Origin of the sequence: Ureibacillus sp. FSL K6-8385 (genome assembly GCF_038593155.1) — a bacterium.
Taxonomy (GTDB): domain Bacteria; phylum Bacillota; class Bacilli; order Bacillales_A; family Planococcaceae; genus Ureibacillus; species Ureibacillus terrenus.
On sequence record NZ_CP151968.1, the window covers coordinates 1,814,614 to 1,840,827 of the forward strand.

Genomic DNA, 26,214 nt, shown 5'->3' on the forward strand with positions numbered 1-26,214 from the left:
TTAAATTCCTCCATTTCTTACATAGCCAGCTGGTTAAATAAACAATGGTACGACATCCAAACCGGTCGTTTGCGGCAATCCAAATTGTACATTCATATTTTGAATCGCTTGTCCTGCAGCACCCTTTACTAAATTATCAATTACACTTACTATTGTAGCCCGGTTTGTCCGTTCATCAATTTTTGCGAACACATCACAATAGTTGGAACCTTTAACCCGGCTCGTCCCGATTGTATTGGCGTCCGTAATGACACGGACGAAAGGATGCCGTTTATATGTTTCCATCAAACATTCCGTCAAATCTTCCGTTGTTACCCCGTCTTTCACAGGCGCGTAGGAAGTCGCCAAAATCCCCCGTGTCATCGGCACTAAATGGGTGTTAAAAGTAATGGCTGTTTTTACTCCTGTAAACATTTCAATGGCTTGTTCGATTTCAGGAATATGTTGATGTTCATTTATTTTATAAATCGAGAAATTTTCATTTGTTTCACTGAAATGAGTTGTTCTCGAAGGTTTGTTCCCGGCTCCGGAAACGCCGCTTTTCGCATCAATGACCAAAAAGGATGGATCGATTAACCCTTCCTTGATGAATGGAAGAATGGATAAAAGTGCAGCTGTCGGATAGCAGCCAGGATTGGCGATTAGGACAGCTTCTTTTATATTCTTTTCATTCCATTCTGTCAGGCCATATACGCTTTGATCCACAATTTCTTGTGGAGCAGGATCTTTTTTATACCATTTCTCGTAATCTTGCAGATTTTTCAATCGATAGTCTCCGGACAAATCGATCAATTTTGGCCCTTTTCCCACGAGCGGAGGCAGCAATTTGCTTGTAACGCCGCTTGGTGTGCTCGTAAAAACAACATCATAATTTTCCAACGTCTCATAATCTATTTTTTGAAGGGGCACATCTTGAATATTTAATAGATGCCCATATTTCGATGAAAAAATGACCCCTTCTTCGGAAGACGTAAATAAATCCATCTTTTCCACTTCAGGATGATTGTGCAAAAAACGGATTAATTCCAAACCACCATAACCGGTAGCTCCAATAATAGCAACTTTCAACGCACTCACCTCTTCAGTCAGATAATGTTAGTATAAACTTGTATAATTATAAAGTCAAATGTATGTTTATATATTAAAAAACTTTCTTAATTAAATAAAAACCGAAGGATATTCATTTGTCGAAAAATGAAATATCCTTCGGTGGATGCATAATTATTATCTTGCTCAATAAATCACATGGCGGCGGAGTGTCAATTAATCATCTTCCATTGTTGACAAGTCGCCTGTCGGAAGATTCAATTCCCAAGCTTTCAACACGCGGCGCATAATCTTACCGCTTCGTGTTTTCGGAAGTTTGTCTCTAAATTCGATTTCTCTAGGTGCTGCATGGGCAGCGAGACCCGTTTTTACGAATTGGCGGATGTCTTCCTTCAATTCATCTGTCGGCTCAACCCCTGGCCGCAGTACGATAAAGGCTTTAATGATTTCACCACGGACCGGATCCGGTTTTCCGATAACGCCGGCTTCCACTACATCCGGGTGCTCAATCAATTTGCTTTCTACTTCAAATGGTCCAACCCGTTCGCCGGCTGTCATAATGACATCATCGACACGGCCTTGGAACCAGAAGTATCCATCTTCATCTTTATATGCGGAATCTCCTGACACGTACCATTTGTCTTTCAAGAAATATTGCTGATAACGCTCAGGGTTTTTCCAAATCGCTCTCATCATGGACGGCCAACCTTTGCGGATCGCCAGGTTACCCATCGTATATGGCGGCAATTCATTTCCTTCATCATCCACAATCGTAGCATAAACTCCCGGGATTGGTTTGCCCATGGAGCCAGGCTTAATTTCCATGCAAGGGTAGTTGCAAATCATGTGTCCGCCAGTTTCTGTCATCCACCATGTATCGTGAATGCGATGGCCCAATTCTTTCATGCCCCAACGAATTACTTCCGGATTTAAAGGTTCACCCACTGAGAGCACATGCCGCAAAGAAGATAAATCATATTGTTTTAAGACGGCAGTACCGGCACCCATCAGCATTCTGAAGGCAGTCGGTGCACTATACCATACCGTAACACCATATTCTTCAATGGCGCCGTACCATCTTTCCGGGCTGAAACGTCCGCCAATGATGACATTCGTTATGCCATTCAGCCATGGACCGAAAATTCCATACGCAGTTCCGGTAACCCATCCCGGGTCCGCTGTGCACCAATAAATGTCATCATCATGTAAATCCAATACCCAACGGGCTGTCTGATAGTGCTGAATCATTGCATTATGGACATGCAATACCCCTTTTGGAGCTCCCGTTGAACCGGACGTATAATGCAAAAGCATTCCGTCTTCCCGGTCAACCCAGACGATGTCGAATTCGTCAGACGCTTCTTCCAATCTTTTATTAAAATCGACAATTTTTTCATTTTCTTCTACTTGATCCCCGACAACAAACACTTTTTCCAAGTGCGGCAATCTATCTAACGGAACGCGTTTTAACAACTCAGGTGTTGTCACAAGTGCTTTTGCTTCACTGTTGGATAATCTGTCATATACCGCCCCTTCCATAAATGCTTCAAAGAGCGGTCCGACAATCAATCCCAATTTCAATGCGCCAAGCAATGAAAAATACAATTCAGGAGATCTTGGCATAAAGATAAATAAACGATCCCCTTTTTCAAGATCCGCGAATTGTTTGAACACATTCGCAGCCTTGTTTGTCATGCGTTTCATATCATAGAACGTGTAGGCTTCTTTACGATCCCCGTTACTAAAATAAAGAGCCACTTTGTTTTTTCGTTCTTCTGAATCTGCATGACGATCGATTGCTTCGTAGGCAGCATTTACTCTCCCCGTCTCATACCAAGTAAATGCTTTCTCCACTTCTTTCCAGTCGAAATTAGCATAAGTTTCTTCATAATTTTTCAAATGATAATCCCCTGGTACAACTGCTAATTTCTCCGTCGTTTTCATCCCCATTAAATTTCCCCTTTCTTTCTATGATATTTTACATTTTACAATGAATCATTATAATTAGCAAAATATTTTTAAGATTTCATGAATTTCTTTATTTTTCACAAATTTCTGCTTTTATGCGCCAATTTTATCATATAATGTAAGTAATAGATGAAGGGGTGATGGTTATGCAACATATAAAAAATTACCATTGCGCACAGCTGGAAACGCCTCAAGGCACAGTTTTTGTCGAAGGACCCGTGCTGCCTGAAACGATCGAAAAGCTGGATTTCCACGAAGATTTGACAGCATTCAGGCCTCCAGAGCAGCAAAAAAAGGCATTAATCGGCATAGCGAAATTAGAAGAAGGCAGAATTATTATCGCCCGAAACAATAATACAATTATCGGCTATGTTACTTATCTATATCCGGATCCTCTTGAGAGATGGGCGGAAGATAAAATAGAAAATGTACTAGAATTGGGGGCTATTGAGGTGATACCATCATATAGGGGAGCCGGTGTTGCCAAAAAATTGTTGGAAGTGTCTTTCATGGCGGATGAAATGGAAGACTATTTAATATTTACAACGGAATATTACTGGCACTGGGATTTAAAAGGAACCGGCCTCAATGTTTGGGATTATCGGAGAATGATGGAAAATTTGATGAAAACTGCAGGTTTCGAATATTGTGCGACAGATGATCCGGAAATCACGTCGCATCCGGCAAATTGCTTGATGGTTCGCATCGGGAAACGGGTTGATAACGATACGATTACGCGTTTTGACCGATTGCGATTCAAATATAGGTATATGTATTAAACAAAGGGGGATTTGAATGATTGTCGAACAAATCATGAAAACGGAAGTATATACCCTGACACCTGAAAACACATTGAATGACGCCTTAAATATGATGAGGGACAAAAATATTAGGCACATTCCCATCGTTGATGAAGAAGGAAATATTGTGGGCCTGATTACATCCCATGACGTGAAAAACGCGTTGCCCTCCTGCGTGAAAGAAGAAGATGCATGCTCCATTTACGAAACACCGATAGAAAAATTCATGGTGAAAGATATTATTTTGGGCCATCCGCTTGATTTTGTAGAGGATGTCGCAATGACTTTTTACGAATCAAAAATCAGCTGTCTGCCAATCGTTTCCGGCGGAAAACTCGTCGGCATCGTCACAACGTCGGATTTGCTCAATGCTTATATCGAATTAACAGGCGCGCATCAGCCTTCTTCAAAAATTGATATTCGGCTGAAAGATAAAGTAGGGACATTGGCTGATGTGTTAATATTATTTAAAAAACATTATGCAAATGTACTAAGCATTTTAGTGTTTCCCGATGCCGAACACGAAAACAGCCGCATCATTTCCATACGTGTCCGTATGATGAATCCATTGCCAATCATCAAAGATTTGCGGGATCATGGTTATGAAGTTTTGTGGCCTAATGTGCCAGGGGTGAATGTATGAAAAATGCAGTATTTGTATTCTCGCCAGACCAATTAAGCTATAAATTTTCCGAAAGCCATCCATTCAACCATAAACGGCTGCTTTTGACAATGGATTTACTCAAAAGCATTGATGCTCTATCGGATGACGATATTATTCCGGCGAGAGTAGCTACGGAAGAAGAAATCGAATTGGTCCATGATCCTAAATATATCGAAATGGTAAAGAAAGCAGGGCACGGCCTCGTCACCCCTGAACAAGCGGAACCATATGGGCTGGGAACGGAAGATACTCCCATTTTCCCTAATATGCATGAAGCAAGCAGCCTGCTTGTCGGTAGTACACTCCAGGCGGTAGATTATGTCATGGAGGGCAAAAGCCGGCATGCTTTAAATCTTGGAGGCGGCTTACATCACGGATTCCGGGGAAGAGCCAGCGGATTTTGCATTTACAACGACAGCTCGATTGCAATCCGTTACATACAAGAAAAATATCATGCCCGCGTTCTATATGTAGATACGGATGCCCATCATGGCGACGGAGTACAATGGACATTTTATGATGATCCGAGCGTTTGTACGCTGTCCATCCATGAAACCGGCAGATATTTGTTCCCCGGAACAGGAAACATCAGTGAAAGAGGAAATGGACAAGGCTACGGAACGTCCTTCAATTTTCCGCTTGAAGCCTTTACAGAAGATGACAGTTTTTTAATGGTGTATGAACAGGCGTTAAGGGAAGTCATTGAATATTTTAAACCCGATGTACTTTTTACCCAAAATGGCGCAGATGCCCATTATTTTGATCCTTTAACCCATTTGAATGCTTCCATAAAAATCTATCGGGAAATCCCTAAACTTGCCCATCAATTGGCGCATGAATATTGCGAAGGACGATGGATTGCCGTGGGCGGCGGAGGTTATGACATTTGGCGCGTCGTACCTAGAGCATGGTCCATGATTTGGCTGGAAATGACCGATCAGCCGGTTCCTACGGGCAAACTGCCTGAAGAATGGCTCAATAAATGGCAACAAGAAGCTCCTGTGCCGCTGATTCCGACATGGGAAGATCCTAATCCATTGTTCGAACCAATCCCGCGAAAAGCGGAAATCGAAGAAAAAAATTCCCAAATGCTTACAAAAGCATTAAGTATTATTCGGACAGAAAAAAACAGACATTTTTAAAGGAAAAGTGTAGACAAAATCCTGGAAGACTTTGTCTACACTTTTTAATTATCCGTGCTTCGCTTTACTTTAGCAGAATCGCGTTTTTCAATCCGGTAAGGCAAAATCACATTGTGGTTCTCCACTTTTTCGTTATTTAAAAATTTCGTCAACAATCTCATGGATACTGCACCAATTTCATACAGCGGCAACACGACACTCGTCAATTGAGGTCTTACCATGCGCGCCAATTTCGTATTCTCAAAACTGATCACTTCAATATCTTCCGGAACTTTAATTCCATGATCCTGAGCTGCGTGAATGATTCCGATGGCCAATTCGTCGCTGCCGGCAAAATAGGCTGTCGGAGGATTTTCGATTTCATTTAATTCTTTCCATGCCTCCATGCCTCCATCATACGAATCGTCTTCTGCCACGATTAATGATTCGTCCACTTCCAATCCGGCATCTTCAAGCGCTTTTTTATAAGCTTCCAGCTTATATTTTGAATTGATTGTATAAGTCAACGGACCGCTGGCAAATGCAATGCGTTTGTGTCCATTCTGAATCAGCATTTTTACCGCTTCATAAGTCGCTTGGAAATAATCGATATTCACAGAAGGCAGCTTTTCGGATTCGGCGACAGATCCCGCAAGAACGATGGGCACAGGAGAATTTTCCATTGTCTGGAGCAATTTTGGTGTGACAACATCACTCATCATGACAATTCCGTCCACCTGTTTTCCCAACATTGTATCAAGCAGAGACAACTCTTTCTCCTCGTTTTGGTCGGAATTGGCCAAAATAATATTATATCGATACATCGTCGCGATATCTTCTATTCCACGGGCCGCTTCCGCATAAACATTGCTTGAGATATCAGGGATGATAACTCCCACCGTTGTCGTTTTTTTGCTCGCCAGCCCTCTTGCCACCGCATTTGGGCGATAACCGAGGCGATCTATGACTTCAAGCACTTTTTTGCGGGTGGAAGGCTTCACATTTTGGCTCCCGTTCACTACCCGGGAAACGGTTGCCATCGAAACATTCGCTTCTCGGGCAACATCATAAATTGTAACCGTCACAGGTCTCCCTCCCTTTAATTGTTATTTTCTTCATGATACGATACATTGCTCATTTTTTTCAATACATAGGAACAGTTCAAAAAATTATAACAATATATTTATAAATATAGGATTTTATCACTATTATTTTTTACAAAAAAACTATCCAATCATAAAGATTGGATAGTTTCGGCATTAAGCTTTATACTCATATTGTTTCATAAATTTTAACAATTCTTCATAAAATTCATCAAATTGCTGTAAATCCATTTGCTGTTGGGAATCGGATAATGCTACGGATGGATCCGGATGGACTTCTGCCATCACGCCATCTGCGCCAATCGCGATAGCCGCTTTTGCGCATGGCAATAATAAATCGCGTCGGCCTGTTGAATGTGTTACGTCAACAAACACAGGCAAGTGTGTTTCCTGTTTCAAAATTGGCACCGCCGAAATGTCCAACGTGTTGCGTGTTGCTCTTTCGTATGTGCGGATTCCGCGTTCGCAAAGCATGATATTTTCGTTTCCTCTGGACATGATGTATTCCGCTGCAAGGATGAATTCATCAATTGTTGCGGCCAAACCGCGTTTTAGTAATACCGGTTTATCGGTTTCCCCTACCGCTTTCAACAATTCGAAGTTTTGCATATTGCGTGCACCGATTTGAATGACATCAACATAATCCAACGCTTCTTCGATATGCCCAGGTGTCACAATTTCCGTAACTACCGCCAAACCGTATTCTTCTGAAACACGTTTTAAAATTTTCAGCCCTTCCAAACCTAAACCTTGGAAATCATATGGAGATGTACGTGGTTTGTATGCACCTCCGCGGATGAATTTTAATCCTTTCGCTTTGATGGAAGCGGCTACTTGCGCTGTTTGTTCGTAAGATTCTACGGAACATGGGCCGAAAATAAAAGTCGGTTCTCCGGCGCCGATTTTTTTCCCGTTAATTTCGATGATTGTATCTTCAGGTTTTTTCTTGCGGGAAACAAGCAATTCTTTTTTCGTATCCGCTTCTAATTGTTTTAAAGCCGTTTTGAAAATCGTTTTGAAGATATAATCAACCGTCATTTGATTTAACGGACCTTTATTATGCTTTTTCAACAAATCCAACATGTGGCGTTCGCGCAATGGGTCGTATCGGTTTACCCCTTGTTTTTCTTTAATTTTTCCGATCTCGTTTACGATTTCCGCACGTTCGTTGATCAATCGAAGAATTTCCAGGTTTAGTTCATCGATTTGTTGGCGAAGTTCTTCTAACCGTTTTTCACTCATTCCCAATTTCTCCTCCCTACTGAAATACAACACTTTCAGAAGACTGAATGTATGTTATTACATTTTAAGATAATATACATATTATAATCAAGAAAATTCAGAATGTCACGTCTTTTTAATTTAGCGCTTCAACTCGCTAAAGCGATAATAGATTTCTAGGCTTCCTTGATGGAAATGAATCAAATGATGTGATATGGTCCTCTATATTTGGCAGGCCTGCAATGAATTATGGAACAAGGGAAAGCGGGTGTCCGGAAAACGGGCAATAAAATCAAAAAAGAGCATATTGGAAAACCATCTGTTTTCGCAAATGCCCTTCTTGATCATCTATGTTAGATTGAGGATGGACGGGCTGCCTCTGAAATCTCTTCTCCTTCGTATGCATCAACGAGATTTTCTTCATAAGAAGCCGTGCCGTCATCCATGACTTTTGGAGATTTTTCCTTTTTCGACTTTACTTTTTCGACCAAATGGGATGATTGCTCTTTAATTTGGCTTGATAGCTGCGCGGTTTTTTCTTTCGCGGTGGATGTAAGAACAATTCCTTTTTGCCGAATATTGCTTGCCTGTTGAACTACATCGCTGCGCAAATCTTTCCCTGTTTTAGGCGCAAACAATAGTCCGACTGCAGCGCCGACAATACCTCCAACTAATGCTCCAATCACAAAATCTTTCATATTGATCGTTTCCTCCCCGTTTGCCGCCTGATTCGCAGTTTCCTGCGGCAACTGTTGATCTTTCACTTCATTGAAATTTGGTTTTTCTCCTGACATCGTCATTTCCCCCTTCATTTTTTCTCGCGCTTGTAAACCGCAACTCCCTTATGATCCGCTTCTGCCGCTTCCTGATGGGCTTTTCGTTGTTTCCATCTTTCGGCAATATCCATGACCACATTGCTCCATTGTACAACCTGGGCAATCTTTTCTTCATTTTTGCTTACTTCTTTCGAGATGGAATCCGTTATCTTATTAAGAGAATTGTTTAAATTATTGACAGATGTCCCCATATTTTTGATTGCATCCACTACCGTGTTTAATTTTTCGGATTTATCGATGATATCTGCGGCTAAAGTATTTGTCTTTTCCAGCAGATAAGTCGTTTCACGGGTAATGCCTTCCATTTGTTTTTCTATTCCGGCAATCGTGCCGGCCATGCTTTTTAAAATCCCTTTTAATGAGAACAACGTAGCTCCTATACTTATACAAAGCACGAGGAAAGCCAGCGCTGCAACAAGTGCCGAGATATATAAAATCACTTCCATGCTGAAGACCTCCTAGAATTAAGTTGTATATTCATTTCGACAAATTTTTCGGAATTCCTTCTTTTGTTAAAAAAAGGAGCTTGAAATCGCCCCTTTTTTATATATATTGAAATAATTTCGTCACATTTTTTCCAAAACTATGCACCCTTTTTGAGAAGGGTTTCGAATGCTTTTTGGAATTTATTCACATCTCCCGCTCCCATAAAGAGAAAAACGGCGTTTTGATGTTGTTTCAATCGATCAATCGTCTCTGTCCGGATCACTTCGCTTCCATCTATAAGTTTAGCCAAATCTTCAATCGTCAGATTTCCGTTCTTTTCTCGGGCAGAGCTGAAGATTTCGCATAAATAAACGGAGTCCGCCTGTTTTAAGCTGTCGGCAAACTGCTCTAAAAACGCTTCTGTCCGGCTAAATGTATGGGGTTGAAAGATGGCTACAACCTCCCGTCCCGGATATTTTTGTCTTGCCGACTGGATTGTTGCGATAATTTCAGTAGGATGATGCGCATAATCATCAACAAGAACATTATTGCCAATTTTCGTCTCAGTAAAACGCCGTTTTACACCATTAAACGTTTTTATCCGTTCTTTGATGATATCGGCAGGAATTCCTTCATAATGGCATAGCGCAATGACCGCCAGCAAGTTCAAAATGGCATGGTCTCCAAACATTGGAATGAAAAACCGGTCGTAATATTCGTTTCGGATATATACATCAAAACTTGAACCAATTGTTGATTTTTCGATGTTTTTCGCTACAAAGTCGTTGCGTTCTCCCATTCCATAATAAATGATCGGCACGTTCGCATGAATCTTTTGTAAATATTCGTCATCCCCGCAAGCGATGATCGCCTTCTTCACTTGCAGCGCTAATTGCTGGAAGGCGGAAAATACGTCTTCGATATCTGAAAAATAATCCGGATGATCAAAGTCGATATTGGTCATGATGGCATAATCCGGATGATATGCGAGAAAATGTCTCCGATATTCGCAGGCTTCCATCACAAAATAAGTTGCGTCCTTTTTCCCATAACCGGTTCCATCGCCAATCAAATATGATGTCGGTTTATATCCCCCGATGACATGGCTCATTAAGCCCGTTGTCGATGTTTTTCCATGGGCTCCGGTAACTGCTATGGATGTAAATTTTTTAATGTATTCCCCTAAAAATTTATGATAACGAATGACTTCCACGCCTAATTCTTTTGCCCGGACAATTTCCGGATGGCTGTCAGGAAACGCATTTCCCGCAATAACCGTCATCCCGGGCTGGATATTATTCGGATCAAATTTTAATATTTTAATATTTCTTTCCCTTAAAGGCTGTTCGGTAAAGTAGTATGTTTCCACATCGGAACCTTGGACGTTTTCGCCCGAATCGAAGAGTATTTGGGCAAGTGAACTCATTCCCGAACCTTTTATGCCTGTAAAATGATAAATTGTCATGTTTAAAACCTCCCAGGGATTGACCCTAATGAATAAATATTAAGCTTATGACTAGTTTATACATTTTTAGTAAATCAAAAACCTATACCATTATAGCATGTATTTTTTTATTCGTTTCAAAAAAATGAGAGGGGCTCCCCCCCTCCTGTTCCGGATGTTTGTTCATCAATCGAACAGCTCCATTAAATCCTTTTCCGTAATATACACTTCCCTAGGTTTGCTTCCTTTTTGCTCGGATACAAATCCATAACTTTCAAGCATTTCGATCAACCGGGCCGCCCGGTTGTATCCAATGTGATATTTTCTTTGGATAAGGGAAGTCGATGCGGCTCCCTGTTCATACACGAAGCGGCAGACATCCTCGAACAATTCATCCTGCTCCTCGATCATTTCCACTTTTTTCAACAGCTCTTCCTGTTCAAAGAGATAATCGGGTTCCCCCTGTTTTTTTACATGATCGACAATCTTTTCAATTTCTTCATCCGTCACAAAGGCTCCTTGCAAACGGATCGGATCCGACATGCCATTTCCGAGGTAAAGCATATCTCCTCTTCCCAGCAGCCGTTCCGCCCCTTGGCAATCCAAAATGGTGCGGGAATCGATTTGGGAAGAAACGGAGAAGGCTATGCGTGTCGGAATGTTCGATTTAATCAAACCTGTAATGACATCAACGGAAGGACGCTGTGTGGCAAGAATCAAATGTATGCCGCAAGCCCTCGCTTTTTGGGCAATCCGGCAAATGGATTCCTCCACATCTTGAGGGGCCATCATCATTAAATCGGCCAATTCATCTATAACAATCAGGATATAAGGAAGTTTCAAGGAGCCTTTTCCCTCTTGTTCTACAAGTTTATTATACCGGGGCAAATCCCTTACACCTGCATGGGCAAACAGCTGATATCTCCGCTCCATTTCATCCACCGCCCACTTCAGCGCCACTGTCGCCGCTTTCACATTGGTTATGACAGGACTTACGAGATGCGGAATATGATTATATGGAGCCAGCTCCACCACTTTCGGATCAATTAACATCAACTTCAATTCACTTGGTTCGGCCTTTAACAGCAGGCTGACTAAAATGGAATTGATGCATACGGATTTTCCTGAACCGGTCGCTCCTGCAATCAATCCATGGGGCATTTTGCGCAAATCGATTGTCACCGGCTCACCGGTCAAATCCAATCCAAGGGCTGCTTCCATCGGCGATTCGGATTGTAAAAATCGTTCACTGTTTACAACTTCCGATAAACGCACAGCCCGGGAAATGCGGTTAGGTATTTCAATCCCGATTGTGTTTTTCCCCGGAATCGGCGCCTGAATCCGAATGTCTTTCGCAGCCAAGGCGAGTTTCAAATCATCTGCAAGATTTCGTATTTTGCTTACTTTTGTTCCTTGACCGACAGTAATTTCAAATTGGGTGACTGCAGGGCCCTGCATAATCGATTCCACTTTGGCGGTCACTTGAAAATAGGATAATGTCTCCACAAGCTTTTGAGCCTGGCTTTCCATCCATTCCCGATCTTCCGCGGATGATTCCGGCGGGGTCAAAAAACTCAAAGGCGGCTTTTCGTATCGGCTATCTTTTTTTTCAACCTGTGTTGAATTTTCAAAGAACTCTTTTTTCCCGGTTATAGATTCGAAGTTCTTTCGATTATACTCAATCTTTTTCTCTTGAGGCTCAGGCTTTCCGAAGTCAAGATGCGATTGCCCTTTTTTGGCCAACTTTTCTTTATCCGACTTCAGCATAATGACGTTGAACGGAATGGGCCTGTTCTTTGTCCCATTTTCTTTCATTTCGTTTTTCGTTTCGTCCGTTGAATGCGGACCATCCTTTCTTCTCTCTTTCTCATTCAATCGTTCTGCCGATTCCTTCTTCAAAGAATTAGGATGATGTCCGTCGATTTCCGGTTTTTTCAATGGCCATTCATCATCGTTAGAAACAGGACCGTCAAACAATGTTGTATTGGATTGCCCCTCATCGGAAGTCGGAAATTGTTTTTCTTCCGGCTGATATTCTTTCGTTGGCGCTTCTCCACTTTCCTGCAATAAAATTTCAGAATTTGCCCCTTCTCCGAAAATGATGGTCTCGGCCTGCAATCGTTCTTCGCTCCGTTCCGCCTCATCGGCTTCACAAACGTTCATCGGGCCTTTTTGTTCCTTCCCGATTTCTTCCGTCCTCATTTTTTCGCCTTGCTCTCCGGAAAATGGGAAATCCTCCATTTCAATTGGAGCGACATCCGTCTGGCTGCCGTCGGATTGGCCGCCTATTTCCGCATTCGCTGCCGATTCTTTTGCTTTTTGTATGTTTATAAAAGGGGTGCTGTTTGCTGCTGGTTCAAGCATGATAGGGGCTTCATCCTGCAGAGACGAGCGCACTTCCTGTTCTTCCAAAATCCCTGACATTCCATCCGGATTCCCTGCATCTTCTACCAAAACGGACCGTGAATCGCTGCCTTTTTCTTCTAAAGTAATCGATAAACTTTCTTTCGTTTGATGGAGAATTTGTTCAACTTCTTCCTTCACTTTCTCCAATTGTTTATCGATCTCTTCAACTGCAAGGGTGCGTGGCCTGTTTTCAAATCCTGATGCAATTTCGGTGGACGCGTCAGGCAAACCTTTTTGATCATCCAACTCCCGTTCCCTGTTTTCTTGCTGTTTTTTCGCCAGCAAATCGTGTATTGGCCGAGGTTTTTGAAAACCGTATACAGGAGAAGGAACATTTGTCGGAATGAATCTTTTTCGATTTAGAGGAAGTTGATTTTGTTCATGTTCCGTCGTCTTTTCTGTTTTTTTCCGGACAGGTTCCCGGTCAGCATCCTTCCGCAAGTTGAGCTCTCTCCTGCGAGGGGATTTATAATCAGGACGGGAGGCCTTTTTCTTGTTTTGAATCCGCATTTCCAGAAGTTCATGTATTCTTGGAACATCCACGTCATACACCAGTGAATTCTTATCATGATGAACATCATGCTTTGCATTATCATGTTTGATTGCTTCAGCCGGCTGGTAGGGAGATTCGTTTTTTGTCGGCCGGACTTCTTCGTCAGGAATTAATGGAAACCGAAACTTTGGTTGCGGCTGCTTTTGTTCGTATGTATATTCTTCCCAATCTGCTTCGTACTCTATTTCATCATATTCTTCTTCCATATCATTCTGAAAAAATAACTTATTCAATGTTTTTTTTAGCCATTTCATCCGTCATCACTCTTTCTAATACCATCCCTTTTATAATTATATGATATTTTTCGGCAATATAGCTATGTTCTATATCGATTCACATTATATTTCATATATGTATCATTCACCCGAATCATGCATGAATCATCCTATTGATTGCCCAAAAAAGGATAACATAAATTGTGTTGCAAATCCTTTACATTCCATTAACATCTCATTAAAAAATGGTTAGGACAGCCTTGCCCTAACCATTCAGGATGTTATAGTTTTTCCGGGATTTGAAAAGGTGAACCCACCTCGGCATCCTCATCCAGTACCAATATTCCTTTTTCCTGAGGAGCATTTGGAATTGCAAGCTCCCTTGCTGAACAAATCATTCCATAGGAATCTACTCCGCGCAGTTGTGCAGGTTTGATGACCATTCCGGAAGGCATGACCGCCCCGATTTTTGCAACCACCACTTTTTGGCCGGCTTCGACATTTGGCGCACCGCATACGATTTGCAACACCTCATCGCCGACATTCACTTTGCAAACGCTCAATTTGTCCGCGTTCGGATGCTTTTCTTTTTCTTCCACATAGCCAACGACAAATTTCGGAGAAAAATCCACGTCAATGGAAACTTCCACATCGTTCGCCTTCAGGGCTGCCCGGATTTGTTGAACGAGTTCTTCAGTCACTTCCACATTGCCGCTTACATTGAGTTCCATATATTTGCTCGCATTAAATAGATTAAATCCTTTCACTTCCCCTGTTGCTTTTTCCTTGATTAACGCGACATCCCCCACCCGTTCCACTTCCGGCGCGGCAACATCCTCCGTTGTCAATTGAACGAGCAGTACATCTCCGACATGTTCTTTATTGTATGCTGCAATCATTTGAATTCCGACTCCTTTTCTTATCGATTTTTTGCTAATATAAAAATCGGTGTCAGCTCTCCGTTTTCATAGACAAAGGATAATGATGTGATTGGCACACGTCCAATGGAAAAGAAATGCATCGTCATTTGGGCCAGCACATCATATCCTGTTTCATTCCGGATATCTCCTATAATTAGCACGTCCTGATGAGGAACGGAAATGGCCATATCCCCTTCGATTTTTTCCCTCATTTGTTTTAGAAAAGCTTCGTTTAAGATGCGGCTTGCATCATATCCGTCATTTTCATTGACAAAATAGAAGACATTCCCCGCCACCTCATCTTTTTTCGTATTCGTAGGCAACTGGCGGACGGAAAATCGGGCAATTTCCCGGATTTGATCGGGGGTCGCGTTTAATTTCGGAAGCATGGATTCATCAATCAAACGGTAAGTAGCGCCCAAATCCAGAGCATAAAAAATGCGGGTTTCCGCTGTATGATCTGCCGTAATGAAAGCATGTCCCTCTTTTGATTTCAACGGGAAGGATGTGGAACGAATGACAGGATATATTTTCGAAAGGTGATAAATTTCTTCATTCTGTTCCTTCTCCATTGCGAGAAACGTCTGTTCAATCGTATAAACGACATCATGAATCGCCTGTCCTTTTCTTTCGTTGTATTTTGCAAGAATACCCGGAAGATGGATTTCCATTCCTTTTTGAAGGGTTTTATGTTCCACCCGCAATTTATCGTCTTTCCGATTATAAGAAAACACGAATTTTTGTGTCCCTAACCGTTTTTTCAGTTCTTCGACAAGCTGCTCAGTCTTCAATTTGCATTCACTTCCTTATGTGCACAAATAAACGGCTCACATATTGTGAACCGTTTTTTTCTTCTTGCATTTATTGTATCAAATGAGATGAACAATAGTCGAATAGAACGAATCCATTAACGGATCACTTCGACTGACCGGGCAATCATCATCATTTCCACCAGCTTATCATCCATATTTCGGCCGTTGGAGATTGTGGACAATTTTACGCCACCGCTGCTGGCAATCAATTCATATTGATCATCATTGTGCTTGATCACCATTGTAAAGCCAAAGACGCCGTCAAGTTCAACCGGCTGCTCTTTCACAATTTTCTTCGCGGAATTTTTTTTCAATAATTCATAATGCAGTTTGCTGTCTTCTTTTTCGTTCACATTGACGAACAAAATGTAATTATCTTTTCCCTTTGATATTACGTAGTTATTGACATCATCTGTTTCTTTGATGCTATACCCGGAAGGCAAATAGAGTTCGATTTGGCCAATCTTTTTATTCGGCTCCCTTGGGGTTTCTTCAAATACCGTTTGCGCGCTGGCTACTCCGACATTAATCTGCTCTTCGACAGATTTCCCGCAGCCGGAGAGTCCCGTTAACAGCATGGCGGCGATGGCTAATAATAACCATTTTTTCATAATGTTTCACTTCCTTTACCAAACTTTATTTTAGTAGGATATTCAAAAGAGCGCAATCTCAAATTTTCCTTTTAGAATCATAGATAATTGCTTGTACTTTTGCACAGTTAACTCTTCCGATCGCTTCTTTCATGTTTTCCCTCATTTCACTTTACTACAATCTGTTCGGAATGGTTCTAAGAAATTCGTTACATTCTCATTACATGTTTGTAACAAAAAGAAACCGCCGCAAAGAAGCGGCGGTAAAAGCCAAAAGAAACGTTGATTAAGGATTTTGGAGGATGGTATCAACCGTTGTGCGGTCCAATTTACGGATCAATGTCACCAATAATTCTTTTGCAGCCAAATAATCATCGACATGAATGATGGAAGCGGATGTATGGATATAGCGGGAACAAATGCCGATCACCGCGCTCGGAATGCCGCCGTTCATCGTATGAACCCTTCCCGCGTCTGTGCCGCCTTTTGAAACGAAATATTGATATGGAATATGATTGGATTCAGCTGTATCCAATATAAAATCACGCAACGTACGGTGGGTTACCATCGTCGGATCGTAAATGCGCAAAAGCACACCTTTTCCCAACTGGCCGAATTCGTTTTTGTCGCCGGTCATATCATTTGCGGCAGAAGCATCCAAAGCAAAGAATAAATCCGGCTGAATCATGTAAGTGGAGACTTGGGCTCCGCGAAGCCCCACTTCTTCCATCACATTCGCTCCCGAATAAAGATGGTTCACCACTTTTTCATCTTTCAGTTCTTTTAACAATTCAATCGCAAGCCCGCATCCATAACGGTTATCCCAGGCTTTCGCCATGATTTTTTTCGGGTTCGCCATCACCGTAAACGGACAAACCGGGATAATCGATTGTCCGGGGCGGATCCCCATTTGAATGGCATCCTCTTTGCTGTCGGCTCCAACATCAATCAGCATTTCTTTTATGTCGACAGGTTTCTTTCTCTGCTCTTCCGTCAGCAAATGGGGAGGCGTTGAGGCAATGACGCCCGGAATTTCCCGTTCTTTTGCAAAGATGACCACCCTCTGGGCGAGCAAAACCTGTGGATTCCATCCGCCCAATGGTTGAAAGCGGATCATGCCATTGTCGGTGATGCTCTTTACCATAAAGGCTACTTCATCCATATGGCCGGCCACCAAAATCTTCGGAGCATTAGATTCCTCTGACTTTCGCAATCCAAAGATTCCGCCCAAATTGTCCTGCACGATTTCATCCGAATATTTTTCGAGCTCTTTTCTCAGGAATGCCCGCACCTGGTGCTCGTTTCCGGGCGCTCCCGGAAGTTCCGTCAATGTTTTAAACAATTCCAAAGTTTCTTCATTCACTTGGAACACTCCCTCTTTCAATACTTGCTTTATTTTAGCATAAACATCCGGTACACATAACGATGAAAGCCGGAATGATATTTCATTCCGGTCAAAAAGATTTAACTTTTTTATCCGGCAAATAAAAAGGGAATTCCAACCATTCCATCGAAATGTGTATATAATTTAAAAAATGTTTTATCCTGCTTTAAGGAGACTTCATAAGCCATTTAGTGTTACAATGGTATTTAAGGAGGTAATTGGAATATGAATTTACGTGATTTTATGTTAGGGGTAACAACCGGATTGGCAGCGGCAGTCATCATAAAAGAAGCATCAGAACGTATTCAGCCTTATATGAATCCAAATCAAATATTGGAAAATATCAAAGATGAATTCAGAAAAGAAAGTCCGATCGAAGGTTCCTGGATTTATATGAAACCGGAAAACTTCACTAACGGCATTACAACAATCCCTGTATATCGGGGCGGGATTTCAAGAGTGATCGACGGCGAGACGGAAAACTTCGAATTTGCAGCAGATGCCCGTTCAGGCGTGATCGTCGAATTAAAGAAAGCATAATTAAAAAAGATGGGGGATTCCCCATCTTTTTTAATTATTTGCAGGCAGAGGAATGTTTGCCTTTTTGCCGCGTTTCACGGAATCGATGATTTCTTTTCCCGTCTCATCCCATTGAATCATTCGATAGTAGGCATCATGATAAAAAATGAATTTGTAGCCCTCTTGATAAGCCTCTTTCAATATTTTTTCTTTTGCAAAAATGCTCGTCATCGGATAGTCGTCATATGCCATCACCCATAACGGATTTTGGTGGGCATGGGTTGGCATAATATCCGCCATATGAATCAAAGTTTCCCCATTTTGCTTCAACTTTACAATGGCATGTCCATCACTATGGCCGCCTGTATGAATCATTTCGATGCCAGGAACAATTTCGATAAAATCGTTGAAAGTGGAAACTTGATCCTGAATCGGCTTCCAATTTTCTTCCCAATATGTCGCTTTAGAACGGATATTGGGATTGCGCATTTCATCCCATTCTATTTGAGAGACGTAGATGGTTGCATTGGGGAATGAAGAAACCAATTTGTCCCCTTCATATTTTGTCAATCCGCTCGCATGATCGAAATGCATATGGGTCATTAAAATTCCGTCGATATCCTCCGCAGTTAAACCCAATTTCTGTAAACTATCATCAATATTTGATAACTCCGTTACCCCAAAGTTGCGGATTTGTTTTTCATTCAACTTATTGCCAATCCCGCTGTCAATCATATAGTTTTTCCCATTATATTGGATGAGAATCGGTTCACAAGACAGCTCAATTTGATTTTTCTCATTCCCGGGATATTTTCTCGACCACAAAGGCTTCGGAACGACACCAAACATCGCACCCCCATCCAGGGAGGTTACTCCTCCATCCAACCATGTTAAGGTCATGTCATGAAATTGCAGTTGATCCATCGTCCATTTCTCCCCCTATACTATCAAAATTGTTTATCTTTCATTGAAACTTCTGCCAACAGCCGTTGACAACAAGTTTCAATTTTACCCCCCGTTCCTTTTTGCAAATTGAGCCTCCAACCGGTAAATCGGCTGCCCCAATGCCGAAAACTTTTCCTCGTATTCCGTGCGGATATTGTCTTCCGGCTCATTGGCATGCAAATCTAAAGAAACTTCATTCAAAACCATGCCATATTGGGACATCGACACCAATGAATATTCAAAAAGCCCCCGGTTATCGGTTTTAAAGTGGATTTCTCCTCCATCCACCAAAATCGATTCATAGATTCTTAAAAACCTTTCATGGGTGAGTCTCCGTTTCGCATGGCGCTTTTTTGGCCATGGGTCGGAGAAATTCAAATAAATCCTGTCCACCTCATTTTTTTGGAAAAAATTCTCTAACTCTTCAGCATTGACTTTCAGCAGTCTCAAGTTGGGAGGCGAACCTGCTTCCAATGCTTTTTGCAATGCTTTCACGATGACTTTGTCATATAATTCAATTCCAATATAATTGATCTCCGGATTGGCTAAAGCCATCCCGACAATAAATTGCCCTTTTCCGCTTCCTACTTCTATGTGAAGTGGATGGTCATTGCCGAAAACCTCATTCCACTTGCCTTTAAACTCTTCAGGATTTGGAATCAAAATTTCCGGATGTTTTTGGATGAAATCTTTTGCCCAAGGTTTGTTACGCAGTCTCACTCAATCTACCCTACCTTCTATGTTGTTCCTCTATTTTATCGTATCCATTCTATATTTTAAACATTTTTTCCAAATGGTGTTTTCTTTATTGGATTTTAGATGCTATGTATTTGCTTCATATCTCTTTATGTACATAACGTTAGTCGTTCAGATGATACTTATGAACCACTTTCCGGCTGCTCTTCCGATTTTTGACCATTCCGGATGCCGCGGGGATAGGCTGCCGTCTCCACGCTGTTTAAAATGGCCTGTGCCGCTTCAAATTGATTTTTCTTGATGGGGGATGGAGAATGTTTTAAATGCAAGAGCCAACTTGAATATCCCCGCTTGTCGACGTATTGGACATTAAAATGCGACATCGACCGGTCAAAGTAGCCGTTTCTTGAAAGCAAAATTTTCCGTATCGGTATTTCAACTTGATGATGTTTAAAAAGCTGGTTTACAATCATTTCCATCCGGTTTAACTGCAAGAGCGGATTTAAAATTTTCACATCTCTTTTTCCGATTTTTTTCGTCCAAAATCTTTCGCCATCGCCAACATAAAAAGCATCTTCTTCCGCTTCAACAAGCGTGATGCATAAACATTCGGTCGGCGACAAAAGGATGACGTCCAATTCGATTGGCGCATTTTTGACTTTGATTACCGGGTAATAAAAGACGAAATAATTATCCGGCAGCCGTTGGAGAACGGTTTTTAAAAAACTGTCCCTATAGAAACGGGGATCGACATTGGATTGTTCCAACAGCGTCGAACTGGCCCATCTTATTTGGAATTGAAATAACTGGTCAAGAAACATCCGCTTCAACTCTTCTAGGTTTGAAGGGCGATGAATGATCTTCGGCTCAAATGATAAATCCGGCCCATCTCCATGTTCCTCCGTATCGGAAATGGGGTGCTGGAATCCATCAACGTTTTCCATGTCGTCTTGGATGGACCGTTTTTTGGCAAACCATCTTTTCAAAATGGAAAACCGTTTTGGCTGTTCTTCCTCTTCACCGAAATGTTCCCATGCCATCGGCTCTCCGCCTGACAGCCATTGCTGTTTTACTTTTTCCCATTGGGTCCTTTTTAAACGCACATATTGGGTTGGATATCTTGTCAAATCCAATTGATATCTGGAAATATAATCTTGCAACTTAATGAGCTGTGCCAACGGAAACACTCTCCTACTCTACTCTCTTCCATCCATTTTACATGACTGTTCCAAAAAATCATAGTAACGCTGAAGCGATGATGAAAAAAGAAATAGTATCCTCTTCGCAGGATACTATTTCCGGTCATGAAATGAACAACACAAAAGGCATTAAATATGCAACGGCTTTGGAATTTTGGCTTCAAATTGTTTTTGTAGTTTTCTTGTCCATTCCCCTACTTTGCCATCATTGATCGGCTTGCCGTCGATTTCAATCACGGGAGTAATTTCCGACGTTGTGCTTGTGACAAATAATTCATCCATGTTCAACGCTTCATAAGTAGTGAACGGTATTTCCTTCACCGGCATATTGATTTCTTCGGCACAATCCATGACCACATCCCGGGTAATGCCCCTTAAAATCAAGTGATTGGCGGGATGGGTATACAATATGCCATCTTTGACGCCAAAAACATTGGTAGAAGCCCCTTCGGTTACAATATTATCGCGATGCAATATCGCTTCATAGCACCCTTTTTCATGGGCTTCCTGTTTTGCCAGCACGGCACCCAGCAGATTCAAAGTTTTGATGTCGCAACGCAGCCAGCGGATATCTTCCACAAAAGTTGCTTTTACTCCCTTTTCAATATTTTCTAGCGGGCGCGGATTTTCCCGTGTATATCCAATCAAAACCGGCTTTGCGCCGCCTTCCGGAAAGTAATGGGTCCGCGGGGAAACGCCGCGCGTAATTTGAAAATAGATATGTCCCGTACCTACTTGATTTTTTTCTATCAGTTCCTGCAAAAGCTCTTGAAGGTGTTCCTTCGTATATGGAATGGAAATGCGGATTTTCTCCGCCGAAGAATAAAAACGTTCTATATGTTCTTTTACCGTAAACATTTCGCCGTTATAAACTTTAATGACTTCATAAACGCCATCGCCAAACTGATATCCCCGGTCCTCTTTGTCTATTTTGACTTCTTCGTCTTTTACAATTTGATCATTCCATAAAGTAAATCCCATTTTCCCACTTCCTTCATTATTTGGCCGCCAATTCAACTATGGATTCCGCATAGATGGCAGCGGCTTTTACTAAGTTGTCAATGACAACATATTCATCTTTTTGGTGAGCCACATCCGGTTCACCAGGAAATAAACTGCCGAATGCCACCCCTTTTTTCAGCACCCGTGCATAAGTGCCGCCGCCGGTAGATAACGGTTTTCGGTCATCGCCTGTATACCGTCGATAAACTCTTAGCAACGTTTGAATAAATTCATCCTCTTCCGGAATGTAATGAGGCATTGAATTTGACAATACATGCAAACTAAAAGGATATTTCAATAAATGTTCCGACGCTTTTTTCATTTTTTCCTCGTACGGATAAGTCACAGAATAACGCATGCTGACGAGAATGTTTCCTCCGTTTTGGGAATCGAAGGAAACAACCCCTGCATTCAATGTCGTAGGCCCCGAAACTTCATCCGCATAATCCAATCCTAAAGCGTTCCCATATACATCGCCGAAAACATCGGCAATAAAGGTTACAAAAGCTTTGCTTGCATCGGTTGTCAAATGGTGACTTAAAAATTGCGCAAGCACGACTGCCGCATTTTTTCCTTTTTCCGGTTCCATGGCATGGGCGGATTTTCCTGATACCGTTATTATAACTCTTTCCCCTTCGCAAGTAAAAGTTGCTTCCCGGTCATACTCTTTAAACCATTTATTGAATTGAACTTCTAAATCCTCCGAAACATTTTTCACCACAGCTTTTGCGAAATCCGGAACCATATTGTGCCGATTGCCCGCCTGAAAAGAGATGAGCTGCTCCTCAGAGGACAACGGATCCGTTTGGGAAAATTGCAATAGTGCTATCCCCTTTTCCGCATTGATCAACGGAAAGTCTGCATCCGGCGCAAAACCGATGTCAGGCATTGCTTCTTTTTGAAAATAATGTTCCACACAGCGAAAACCGGATTCCTCATCGGTGCCGATAATCATGCGAACCTTTTTGGAAAGGGGGATTCCGGACTCTTTCACCATCTTCATCGCATAATATGCGGCCATTGTAGGGCCTTTGTCGTCAATGGAGCCGCGGCCATACAATTTGCCATCTTTTAAAACTCCTTGAAAGGGAGGATAAGTCCAGTCATTCCCCGCAGGCACCACATCCACATGGCAAAGGATGCCCAGGATTTCTTCCCCTTCTCCCATTTCAATATGCCCGGCATAATGATCGACATTTTTTACTTTAAATCCATCCTGCTCCGCCTTTGAAAGAAGCCATAACAAAGCCCGCTTCGGTCCTTCCCCGAAAGGGGCCTCATCCGATTGATGTTCTTCATCCAAAACGCTCTCAATTTGAATCAATTGTCGCAGATCTTGAATCAACGCTTCTTTTTGCGCTTCTGCCAATGTCAAAAAATCCATATATTCCACCTCTGAATCAATTCTGGACAAAATTCAAAAAATGTATATTTGACTATAAGTAACATATCTTTTATAATAAACAGAAATTTTATCATTGGAATTGTGGAAAAATTAATAGTTTATTGCTATAATGAGTCTGTCAAATGAATTTTTGACAAAAAATTCTGATAAAGGGGATGTCTAAGGCAGAAATTTAGACCTCTCGTTCATAAGCAGTCGTCCGCTGGTCTTTGCCATGTGAATCAAGATGAAGGAGTGGTTCAAATATGAAACCCGCTACAGACAGAATGCTTACACGCATTAAAGATGTGTACATGTACATTCGTGAGAATGGGACAGTCACTACACAGGATTTGGTTGAAGAATTCAACATCACTCCTCGCACCATTCAAAGAGATTTGAATGTGTTAGCCTTCAACAACTTGGTGGAAAGCCCAAGTAGAGGCAAATGGACAACGACGAAGAAAAAAGTGAAGTTATCATCATAGAGATAGATATAGATTGGAATTTGGGAACAGTAATGAACGAGTGACCATTAAAGGTCACTCTTTTTTATGGACATATTGTTGGACAGCTTTTACTTCTTCATCCGTTAACTCGCGGTAATCGCCATATTTCAAATTCGGATCCAATGTCAAATTTCCCATCGAAAGACGCTTTAAAAAAACGACCTTTTTATTAACCGCTTCAAACATCCTTTTGACTTGGTGAAATTTCCCCTCATAAATCGTCAGTTCAATTTCGGATAAATCCCCGGACTTTAAAATCTTTAGTTCCGCAGGTTTGGTAATAGTGCCGTCATCCAGGACAACCCCTTGTTGAAAAGCCCTCACATCCTCTTCCGTCACTTTTCCCTTGACCCTTGCAAAATAAGTTTTCGGTACATGTTTCTTTGGCGACAATAATTGGTGGGCCAAATCGCCGTCGTTCGTCAACAGCAATAATCCCACGGTATTTTTGTCCAATCTGCCGACAGGGAAAGGATGATAATGCCGAAGGAGCGGGCTCAATAAATCGATCACCGTCTTTTCCCGTAGATCTTCGGTTGCCGAGATGACCCCTTTCGGCTTGTTCATCATAATGTAGATATATTTTTTATATTCCAATTTTTCTCCGAATACATAAATTTCTTGCCGATCCGGGTCCACATGCATAGCCGGGTCCTTCACGACTTTCCCGTCAACGGTTACTTGTTCCTTCTTCAACAACTGCTTCACTTCTTTTCGGGAGCCGTACCCCGAGTTGGCGAGCAATTTATCCAAACGCATACAATAGACACCTACTTCAACCCGAATTTTCCGGCAATACGGGTAATTCGTTCACCTAATAATTTTTGGGCAAGCCCTGTTCTAAAACTGATAAATGCGTAAACATAGACGCCGATTGCAACGCAAATCAACGCCACGAATAAACTGGAGATTTTGCTGTCCACCGGCCCCGCCAGCCAGATGATTACCTTCTGGGCCAGCATCACGCAAACGGCCATTACAGCCGTCAAAATCACAATAAGCATTGTACGTCTTACAACAACTTTTGAATTGTAATTTAACACTTTCTTTAAAACGATCAGATTGATTGCAATCGAGATCGTATACCCGATCGCTGTCGACAAGATCGCTCCATCCACTTGCATTGCTTCAATGAGCGGGGTATTCAGCATCAATTTCACCAAAATACCGGTCAACAAACTGAATACAATCCATTTTTGATAGTCAATCCCTTGAAGAAGCGCCGCCGTTACTTGGAACAAAGCAAATAAAACGGCGACCGGAGCATAATGGGCAAGCACTTTGGCGCCCATTTCACTTTCGCTGTACAAAAGGAAATATATCTCGTGTGATAATAATGAAATGCCGATTGCAGCAGGCAATGTAATGAAAAATAATATCTGATAGGATTTATCCATTGCATTTTGGAGCAGGTCAAATTCATTCCGATTAAAGTATTTTGTAATCGTCGGAACAAGGGCCAAAGACAAGCTTGTCGCAAGCATTACGGGAATGATGACAACTTTATGGGTTGTAAAATTCAGCATGCTCAAATACAAATCCGATACTTCCGACATGCCGATATGCTTCATGGCATTATTAAAAGTCAGCATATCGACAAGTTGAAACAGCGGATTGGCGATTCCGACAAAAATCATCGGGATGGAATAGCGGATAACCTCCACATATATTTCGGTCAACTTGATATTGGATTTCTTTTGGCTTTTTCTTCTCAGTTCATTCATTTGAGGACGATATTTTTTCCAAAAATGGAAAAGCACCGCGATTCCGCCAATCGCCCCAATGAAAGCGGCAAAAACCGATAAAGCAATCGCCGTTTCAGCCTTGCCTTTCAAAATGATCATCACAATGAAGGAAGCCGCAAGCAAGAAGACAATCCGCACAATCTGTTCCACAAGCTGGGAATAGGCGGTCGGTTCCATAATTCCATATCCTTGGAAAAATCCTCGCCATAAACTCATAAATGGCACGACAATCAAGGCGTAGCTGACCCATCGGATGACGGATGCCACCTGTTCCACGCTAAAAACCTGCTTTTCGCTTCTGATGACAATTTCCGCAATCGGTATCGCAAGCAAGTTTAACAATAAAAATGTCAAAAATCCCGTGACGAGCATCGTCAGAAGGCCGGATTTCAACAATCTTCTGCCCGATTCATAATCTCCCATGGCATTATACTTCGATACAAATTTGGATACCGCTACCGGCGCCCCGGAAATGGCGATGGAAAGCATGATGGTATATGGGATATAAGCGTACTGATAGAGTATGACATTCTTTTCCCCAACAATCGCATAAAAGGGAAAAACATAAATCAGCCCCAACACTTTTGACAGAAACATGCCGATTGTTAAAATAGCTGTACCTTTCATTAATGAGGACATTGGATTCATCCATTCTTTATTTAGTTTTTCACCATTTATTATGACGCATATGGGCGGTTTAAGTGC

General features: G+C 41.9%; 24 protein-coding genes. 5 read left to right on the forward strand and 19 right to left on the reverse strand.

Going from position 1 to position 26,214, the window contains the following annotated elements:
• Positions 1-33: 33 nt before the first annotated feature.
• Positions 34-1,068, reverse strand: coding sequence for an N-acetyl-gamma-glutamyl-phosphate reductase (gene argC / locus NST62_RS08835; RefSeq protein ID WP_181733276.1), 1,035 nt, complete (start codon positions 1,066-1,068; stop codon positions 34-36).
• Positions 1,069-1,263: 195 nt separating this feature from the next.
• On the reverse strand, positions 1,264-2,991 hold the full coding sequence (gene acsA, locus NST62_RS08840) for an acetate--CoA ligase (RefSeq protein ID WP_141602857.1): 1,728 nt from the start codon (positions 2,989-2,991) through the stop codon (positions 1,264-1,266).
• Positions 2,992-3,161: 170 nt separating this feature from the next.
• Between acsA and NST62_RS08845 the strand changes: the two genes are divergently transcribed.
• Genes NST62_RS08845 through NST62_RS08855 form a run of 3 tightly spaced genes read left to right on the forward strand, consistent with a single transcriptional unit; the run spans position 3,162 to position 5,621 of the window.
• Positions 3,162-3,794 carry a GNAT family N-acetyltransferase gene (locus tag NST62_RS08845; RefSeq protein WP_141602837.1) on the forward strand — a complete coding sequence of 211 codons (633 nt, stop codon included), beginning with the start codon at positions 3,162-3,164 and terminating at the stop codon, positions 3,792-3,794.
• A gap of 16 nt (positions 3,795-3,810) precedes the next feature.
• Positions 3,811-4,458 carry an acetoin utilization AcuB family protein gene (locus NST62_RS08850; RefSeq protein ID WP_141602836.1) on the forward strand — a complete coding sequence of 216 codons (648 nt, stop codon included), beginning with the start codon at positions 3,811-3,813 and terminating at the stop codon, positions 4,456-4,458.
• A complete protein-coding gene (locus tag NST62_RS08855) occupies positions 4,455-5,621 on the forward strand; it encodes an acetoin utilization protein AcuC (RefSeq protein ID WP_141602835.1) in 1,167 nt (388 codons plus the stop codon). Before NST62_RS08850 ends, NST62_RS08855 begins: the two co-directional genes overlap by 4 nt.
• 44 nt (positions 5,622-5,665) lie before the next feature.
• Here NST62_RS08855 and ccpA read toward each other — a convergent pair whose 3' ends face one another.
• From ccpA to NST62_RS08905, 10 genes are all read right to left on the reverse strand, one after another.
• Positions 5,666-6,685: a catabolite control protein A gene (gene ccpA, locus NST62_RS08860; protein ID WP_141602834.1), complete on the reverse strand. Its 1,020-nt coding sequence runs from the start codon at positions 6,683-6,685 to the stop codon at positions 5,666-5,668.
• Positions 6,686-6,859: 174 nt separating this feature from the next.
• On the reverse strand, positions 6,860-7,945 hold the full coding sequence (locus NST62_RS08865) for a bifunctional 3-deoxy-7-phosphoheptulonate synthase/chorismate mutase (protein WP_141602833.1): 1,086 nt from the start codon (positions 7,943-7,945) through the stop codon (positions 6,860-6,862).
• Positions 7,946-8,277: 332 nt separating this feature from the next.
• Positions 8,278-8,718 (reverse strand): YtxH domain-containing protein, encoded by a 441-nt coding sequence (locus tag NST62_RS08870; RefSeq protein ID WP_141602832.1) that lies wholly within the window; start codon positions 8,716-8,718, stop codon positions 8,278-8,280.
• Positions 8,719-8,732: 14 nt separating this feature from the next.
• Positions 8,733-9,206 carry a DUF948 domain-containing protein gene (locus NST62_RS08875; protein ID WP_141602831.1) on the reverse strand — a complete coding sequence of 158 codons (474 nt, stop codon included), beginning with the start codon at positions 9,204-9,206 and terminating at the stop codon, positions 8,733-8,735.
• A 137-nt stretch (positions 9,207-9,343) separates the two neighbouring features.
• Positions 9,344-10,651, reverse strand: coding sequence for a UDP-N-acetylmuramate--L-alanine ligase (gene murC, locus NST62_RS08880; protein WP_342462821.1), 1,308 nt, complete (start codon positions 10,649-10,651; stop codon positions 9,344-9,346).
• Between the two features lie 165 nt (positions 10,652-10,816).
• Positions 10,817-13,843: a DNA translocase FtsK gene (locus NST62_RS08885; RefSeq protein WP_342462822.1), complete on the reverse strand. Its 3,027-nt coding sequence runs from the start codon at positions 13,841-13,843 to the stop codon at positions 10,817-10,819.
• Positions 13,844-14,085: 242 nt separating this feature from the next.
• Positions 14,086-14,703 carry a YtpR family tRNA-binding protein gene (gene ytpR, locus NST62_RS08890; protein WP_141602828.1) on the reverse strand — a complete coding sequence of 206 codons (618 nt, stop codon included), beginning with the start codon at positions 14,701-14,703 and terminating at the stop codon, positions 14,086-14,088.
• Positions 14,704-14,723: 20 nt separating this feature from the next.
• A complete protein-coding gene (locus NST62_RS08895; protein WP_342462823.1) occupies positions 14,724-15,515 on the reverse strand; it encodes a DUF1444 domain-containing protein in 792 nt (263 codons plus the stop codon).
• 116 nt (positions 15,516-15,631) lie between these two features.
• A complete protein-coding gene (locus tag NST62_RS08900) occupies positions 15,632-16,147 on the reverse strand; it encodes a hypothetical protein (protein WP_141602826.1) in 516 nt (171 codons plus the stop codon).
• 265 nt (positions 16,148-16,412) lie between these two features.
• Positions 16,413-17,489 carry a M42 family metallopeptidase gene (locus NST62_RS08905; RefSeq protein WP_141602825.1) on the reverse strand — a complete coding sequence of 359 codons (1,077 nt, stop codon included), beginning with the start codon at positions 17,487-17,489 and terminating at the stop codon, positions 16,413-16,415.
• Positions 17,490-17,735: 246 nt separating this feature from the next.
• On the opposite strand from NST62_RS08905, the gene NST62_RS08910 reads away from it, so the two are divergent.
• Positions 17,736-18,050 carry a hypothetical protein gene (locus tag NST62_RS08910; protein ID WP_141602824.1) on the forward strand — a complete coding sequence of 105 codons (315 nt, stop codon included), beginning with the start codon at positions 17,736-17,738 and terminating at the stop codon, positions 18,048-18,050.
• A 30-nt stretch (positions 18,051-18,080) separates the two neighbouring features.
• Here the strand turns inward: NST62_RS08910 and NST62_RS08915 are convergent, their stop codons facing one another.
• The 5 genes from NST62_RS08915 to pepV form a co-directional block, all read right to left on the reverse strand.
• The gene (locus NST62_RS08915) at positions 18,081-18,953 is read right to left on the reverse strand and encodes an MBL fold metallo-hydrolase (protein WP_141602823.1); all 873 of its coding nucleotides are present in this window, start codon (positions 18,951-18,953) and stop codon (positions 18,081-18,083) included.
• Between the two features lie 84 nt (positions 18,954-19,037).
• Entirely contained in the window at positions 19,038-19,694 is a 657-nt protein-coding gene (gene trmB / locus NST62_RS08920) for a tRNA (guanosine(46)-N7)-methyltransferase TrmB (protein ID WP_141602822.1), read from the reverse strand.
• Positions 19,695-19,852: 158 nt separating this feature from the next.
• Positions 19,853-20,848, reverse strand: a complete 996-nt coding sequence (locus NST62_RS08925) for a nuclease-related domain-containing protein (protein WP_328216396.1) — start codon at positions 20,846-20,848, stop codon at positions 19,853-19,855.
• Positions 20,849-20,998: 150 nt separating this feature from the next.
• The gene (gene dat / locus NST62_RS08930; RefSeq protein ID WP_141602820.1) at positions 20,999-21,850 is read right to left on the reverse strand and encodes a D-amino-acid transaminase; all 852 of its coding nucleotides are present in this window, start codon (positions 21,848-21,850) and stop codon (positions 20,999-21,001) included.
• 16 nt (positions 21,851-21,866) lie between these two features.
• Positions 21,867-23,255 carry a dipeptidase PepV gene (gene pepV, locus NST62_RS08935; protein ID WP_141602819.1) on the reverse strand — a complete coding sequence of 463 codons (1,389 nt, stop codon included), beginning with the start codon at positions 23,253-23,255 and terminating at the stop codon, positions 21,867-21,869.
• Positions 23,256-23,521: 266 nt separating this feature from the next.
• On the opposite strand from pepV, the gene NST62_RS08940 reads away from it, so the two are divergent.
• Positions 23,522-23,743, forward strand: a complete 222-nt coding sequence (locus tag NST62_RS08940; protein WP_141602818.1) for a DeoR family transcriptional regulator — start codon at positions 23,522-23,524, stop codon at positions 23,741-23,743.
• A gap of 54 nt (positions 23,744-23,797) precedes the next feature.
• On the opposite strand, the gene NST62_RS08945 is transcribed toward NST62_RS08940, so the two are convergent.
• Both NST62_RS08945 and NST62_RS08950 read right to left on the reverse strand, forming a co-directional pair.
• Positions 23,798-24,523: a pseudouridine synthase gene (locus NST62_RS08945; protein WP_141602817.1), complete on the reverse strand. Its 726-nt coding sequence runs from the start codon at positions 24,521-24,523 to the stop codon at positions 23,798-23,800.
• 11 nt (positions 24,524-24,534) lie between these two features.
• The gene (locus NST62_RS08950) at positions 24,535-26,148 is read right to left on the reverse strand and encodes a polysaccharide biosynthesis protein (protein WP_141602816.1); all 1,614 of its coding nucleotides are present in this window, start codon (positions 26,146-26,148) and stop codon (positions 24,535-24,537) included.
• Positions 26,149-26,214: the final 66 nt, after the last annotated feature.

Bases quoted from the DNA above. Each gene is read 5' to 3' on its own strand.
- NST62_RS08915 (WP_141602823.1), bottom strand. From the start codon at position 18,953: ATGGATCAACTGCAATTTCATGACATGACCTTAACATGGTTGGATGGA.
- NST62_RS08940 (WP_141602818.1), top strand. From the start codon at position 23,522: ATGAAACCCGCTACAGACAGAATGCTTACACGCATTAAAGATGTGTAC.
- NST62_RS08845 (WP_141602837.1), top strand. From the start codon at position 3,162: ATGCAACATATAAAAAATTACCATTGCGCACAGCTGGAAACGCCTCAA.
- pepV (WP_141602819.1), bottom strand. From the start codon at position 23,255: ATGGATTTTTTGACATTGGCAGAAGCGCAAAAAGAAGCGTTGATTCAA.
- NST62_RS08865 (WP_141602833.1), bottom strand. From the start codon at position 7,945: ATGAGTGAAAAACGGTTAGAAGAACTTCGCCAACAAATCGATGAACTA.
- NST62_RS08945 (WP_141602817.1), bottom strand. From the start codon at position 24,523: ATGCGTTTGGATAAATTGCTCGCCAACTCGGGGTACGGCTCCCGAAAA.
- murC (WP_342462821.1), bottom strand. From the start codon at position 10,651: ATGACAATTTATCATTTTACAGGCATAAAAGGTTCGGGAATGAGTTCA.
- NST62_RS08850 (WP_141602836.1), top strand. From the start codon at position 3,811: ATGATTGTCGAACAAATCATGAAAACGGAAGTATATACCCTGACACCT.
- NST62_RS08855 (WP_141602835.1), top strand. From the start codon at position 4,455: ATGAAAAATGCAGTATTTGTATTCTCGCCAGACCAATTAAGCTATAAA.
- NST62_RS08950 (WP_141602816.1), bottom strand. From the start codon at position 26,148: ATGTCCTCATTAATGAAAGGTACAGCTATTTTAACAATCGGCATGTTT.
- NST62_RS08875 (WP_141602831.1), bottom strand. From the start codon at position 9,206: ATGGAAGTGATTTTATATATCTCGGCACTTGTTGCAGCGCTGGCTTTC.
- NST62_RS08870 (WP_141602832.1), bottom strand. From the start codon at position 8,718: ATGTCAGGAGAAAAACCAAATTTCAATGAAGTGAAAGATCAACAGTTG.
- NST62_RS08885 (WP_342462822.1), bottom strand. From the start codon at position 13,843: ATGAAATGGCTAAAAAAAACATTGAATAAGTTATTTTTTCAGAATGAT.
- NST62_RS08900 (WP_141602826.1), bottom strand. From the start codon at position 16,147: ATGAAAAAATGGTTATTATTAGCCATCGCCGCCATGCTGTTAACGGGA.
- NST62_RS08910 (WP_141602824.1), top strand. From the start codon at position 17,736: ATGAATTTACGTGATTTTATGTTAGGGGTAACAACCGGATTGGCAGCG.
- ytpR (WP_141602828.1), bottom strand. From the start codon at position 14,703: ATGATTGCAGCATACAATAAAGAACATGTCGGAGATGTACTGCTCGTT.
- acsA (WP_141602857.1), bottom strand. From the start codon at position 2,991: ATGAAAACGACGGAGAAATTAGCAGTTGTACCAGGGGATTATCATTTG.
- dat (WP_141602820.1), bottom strand. From the start codon at position 21,850: ATGGGATTTACTTTATGGAATGATCAAATTGTAAAAGACGAAGAAGTC.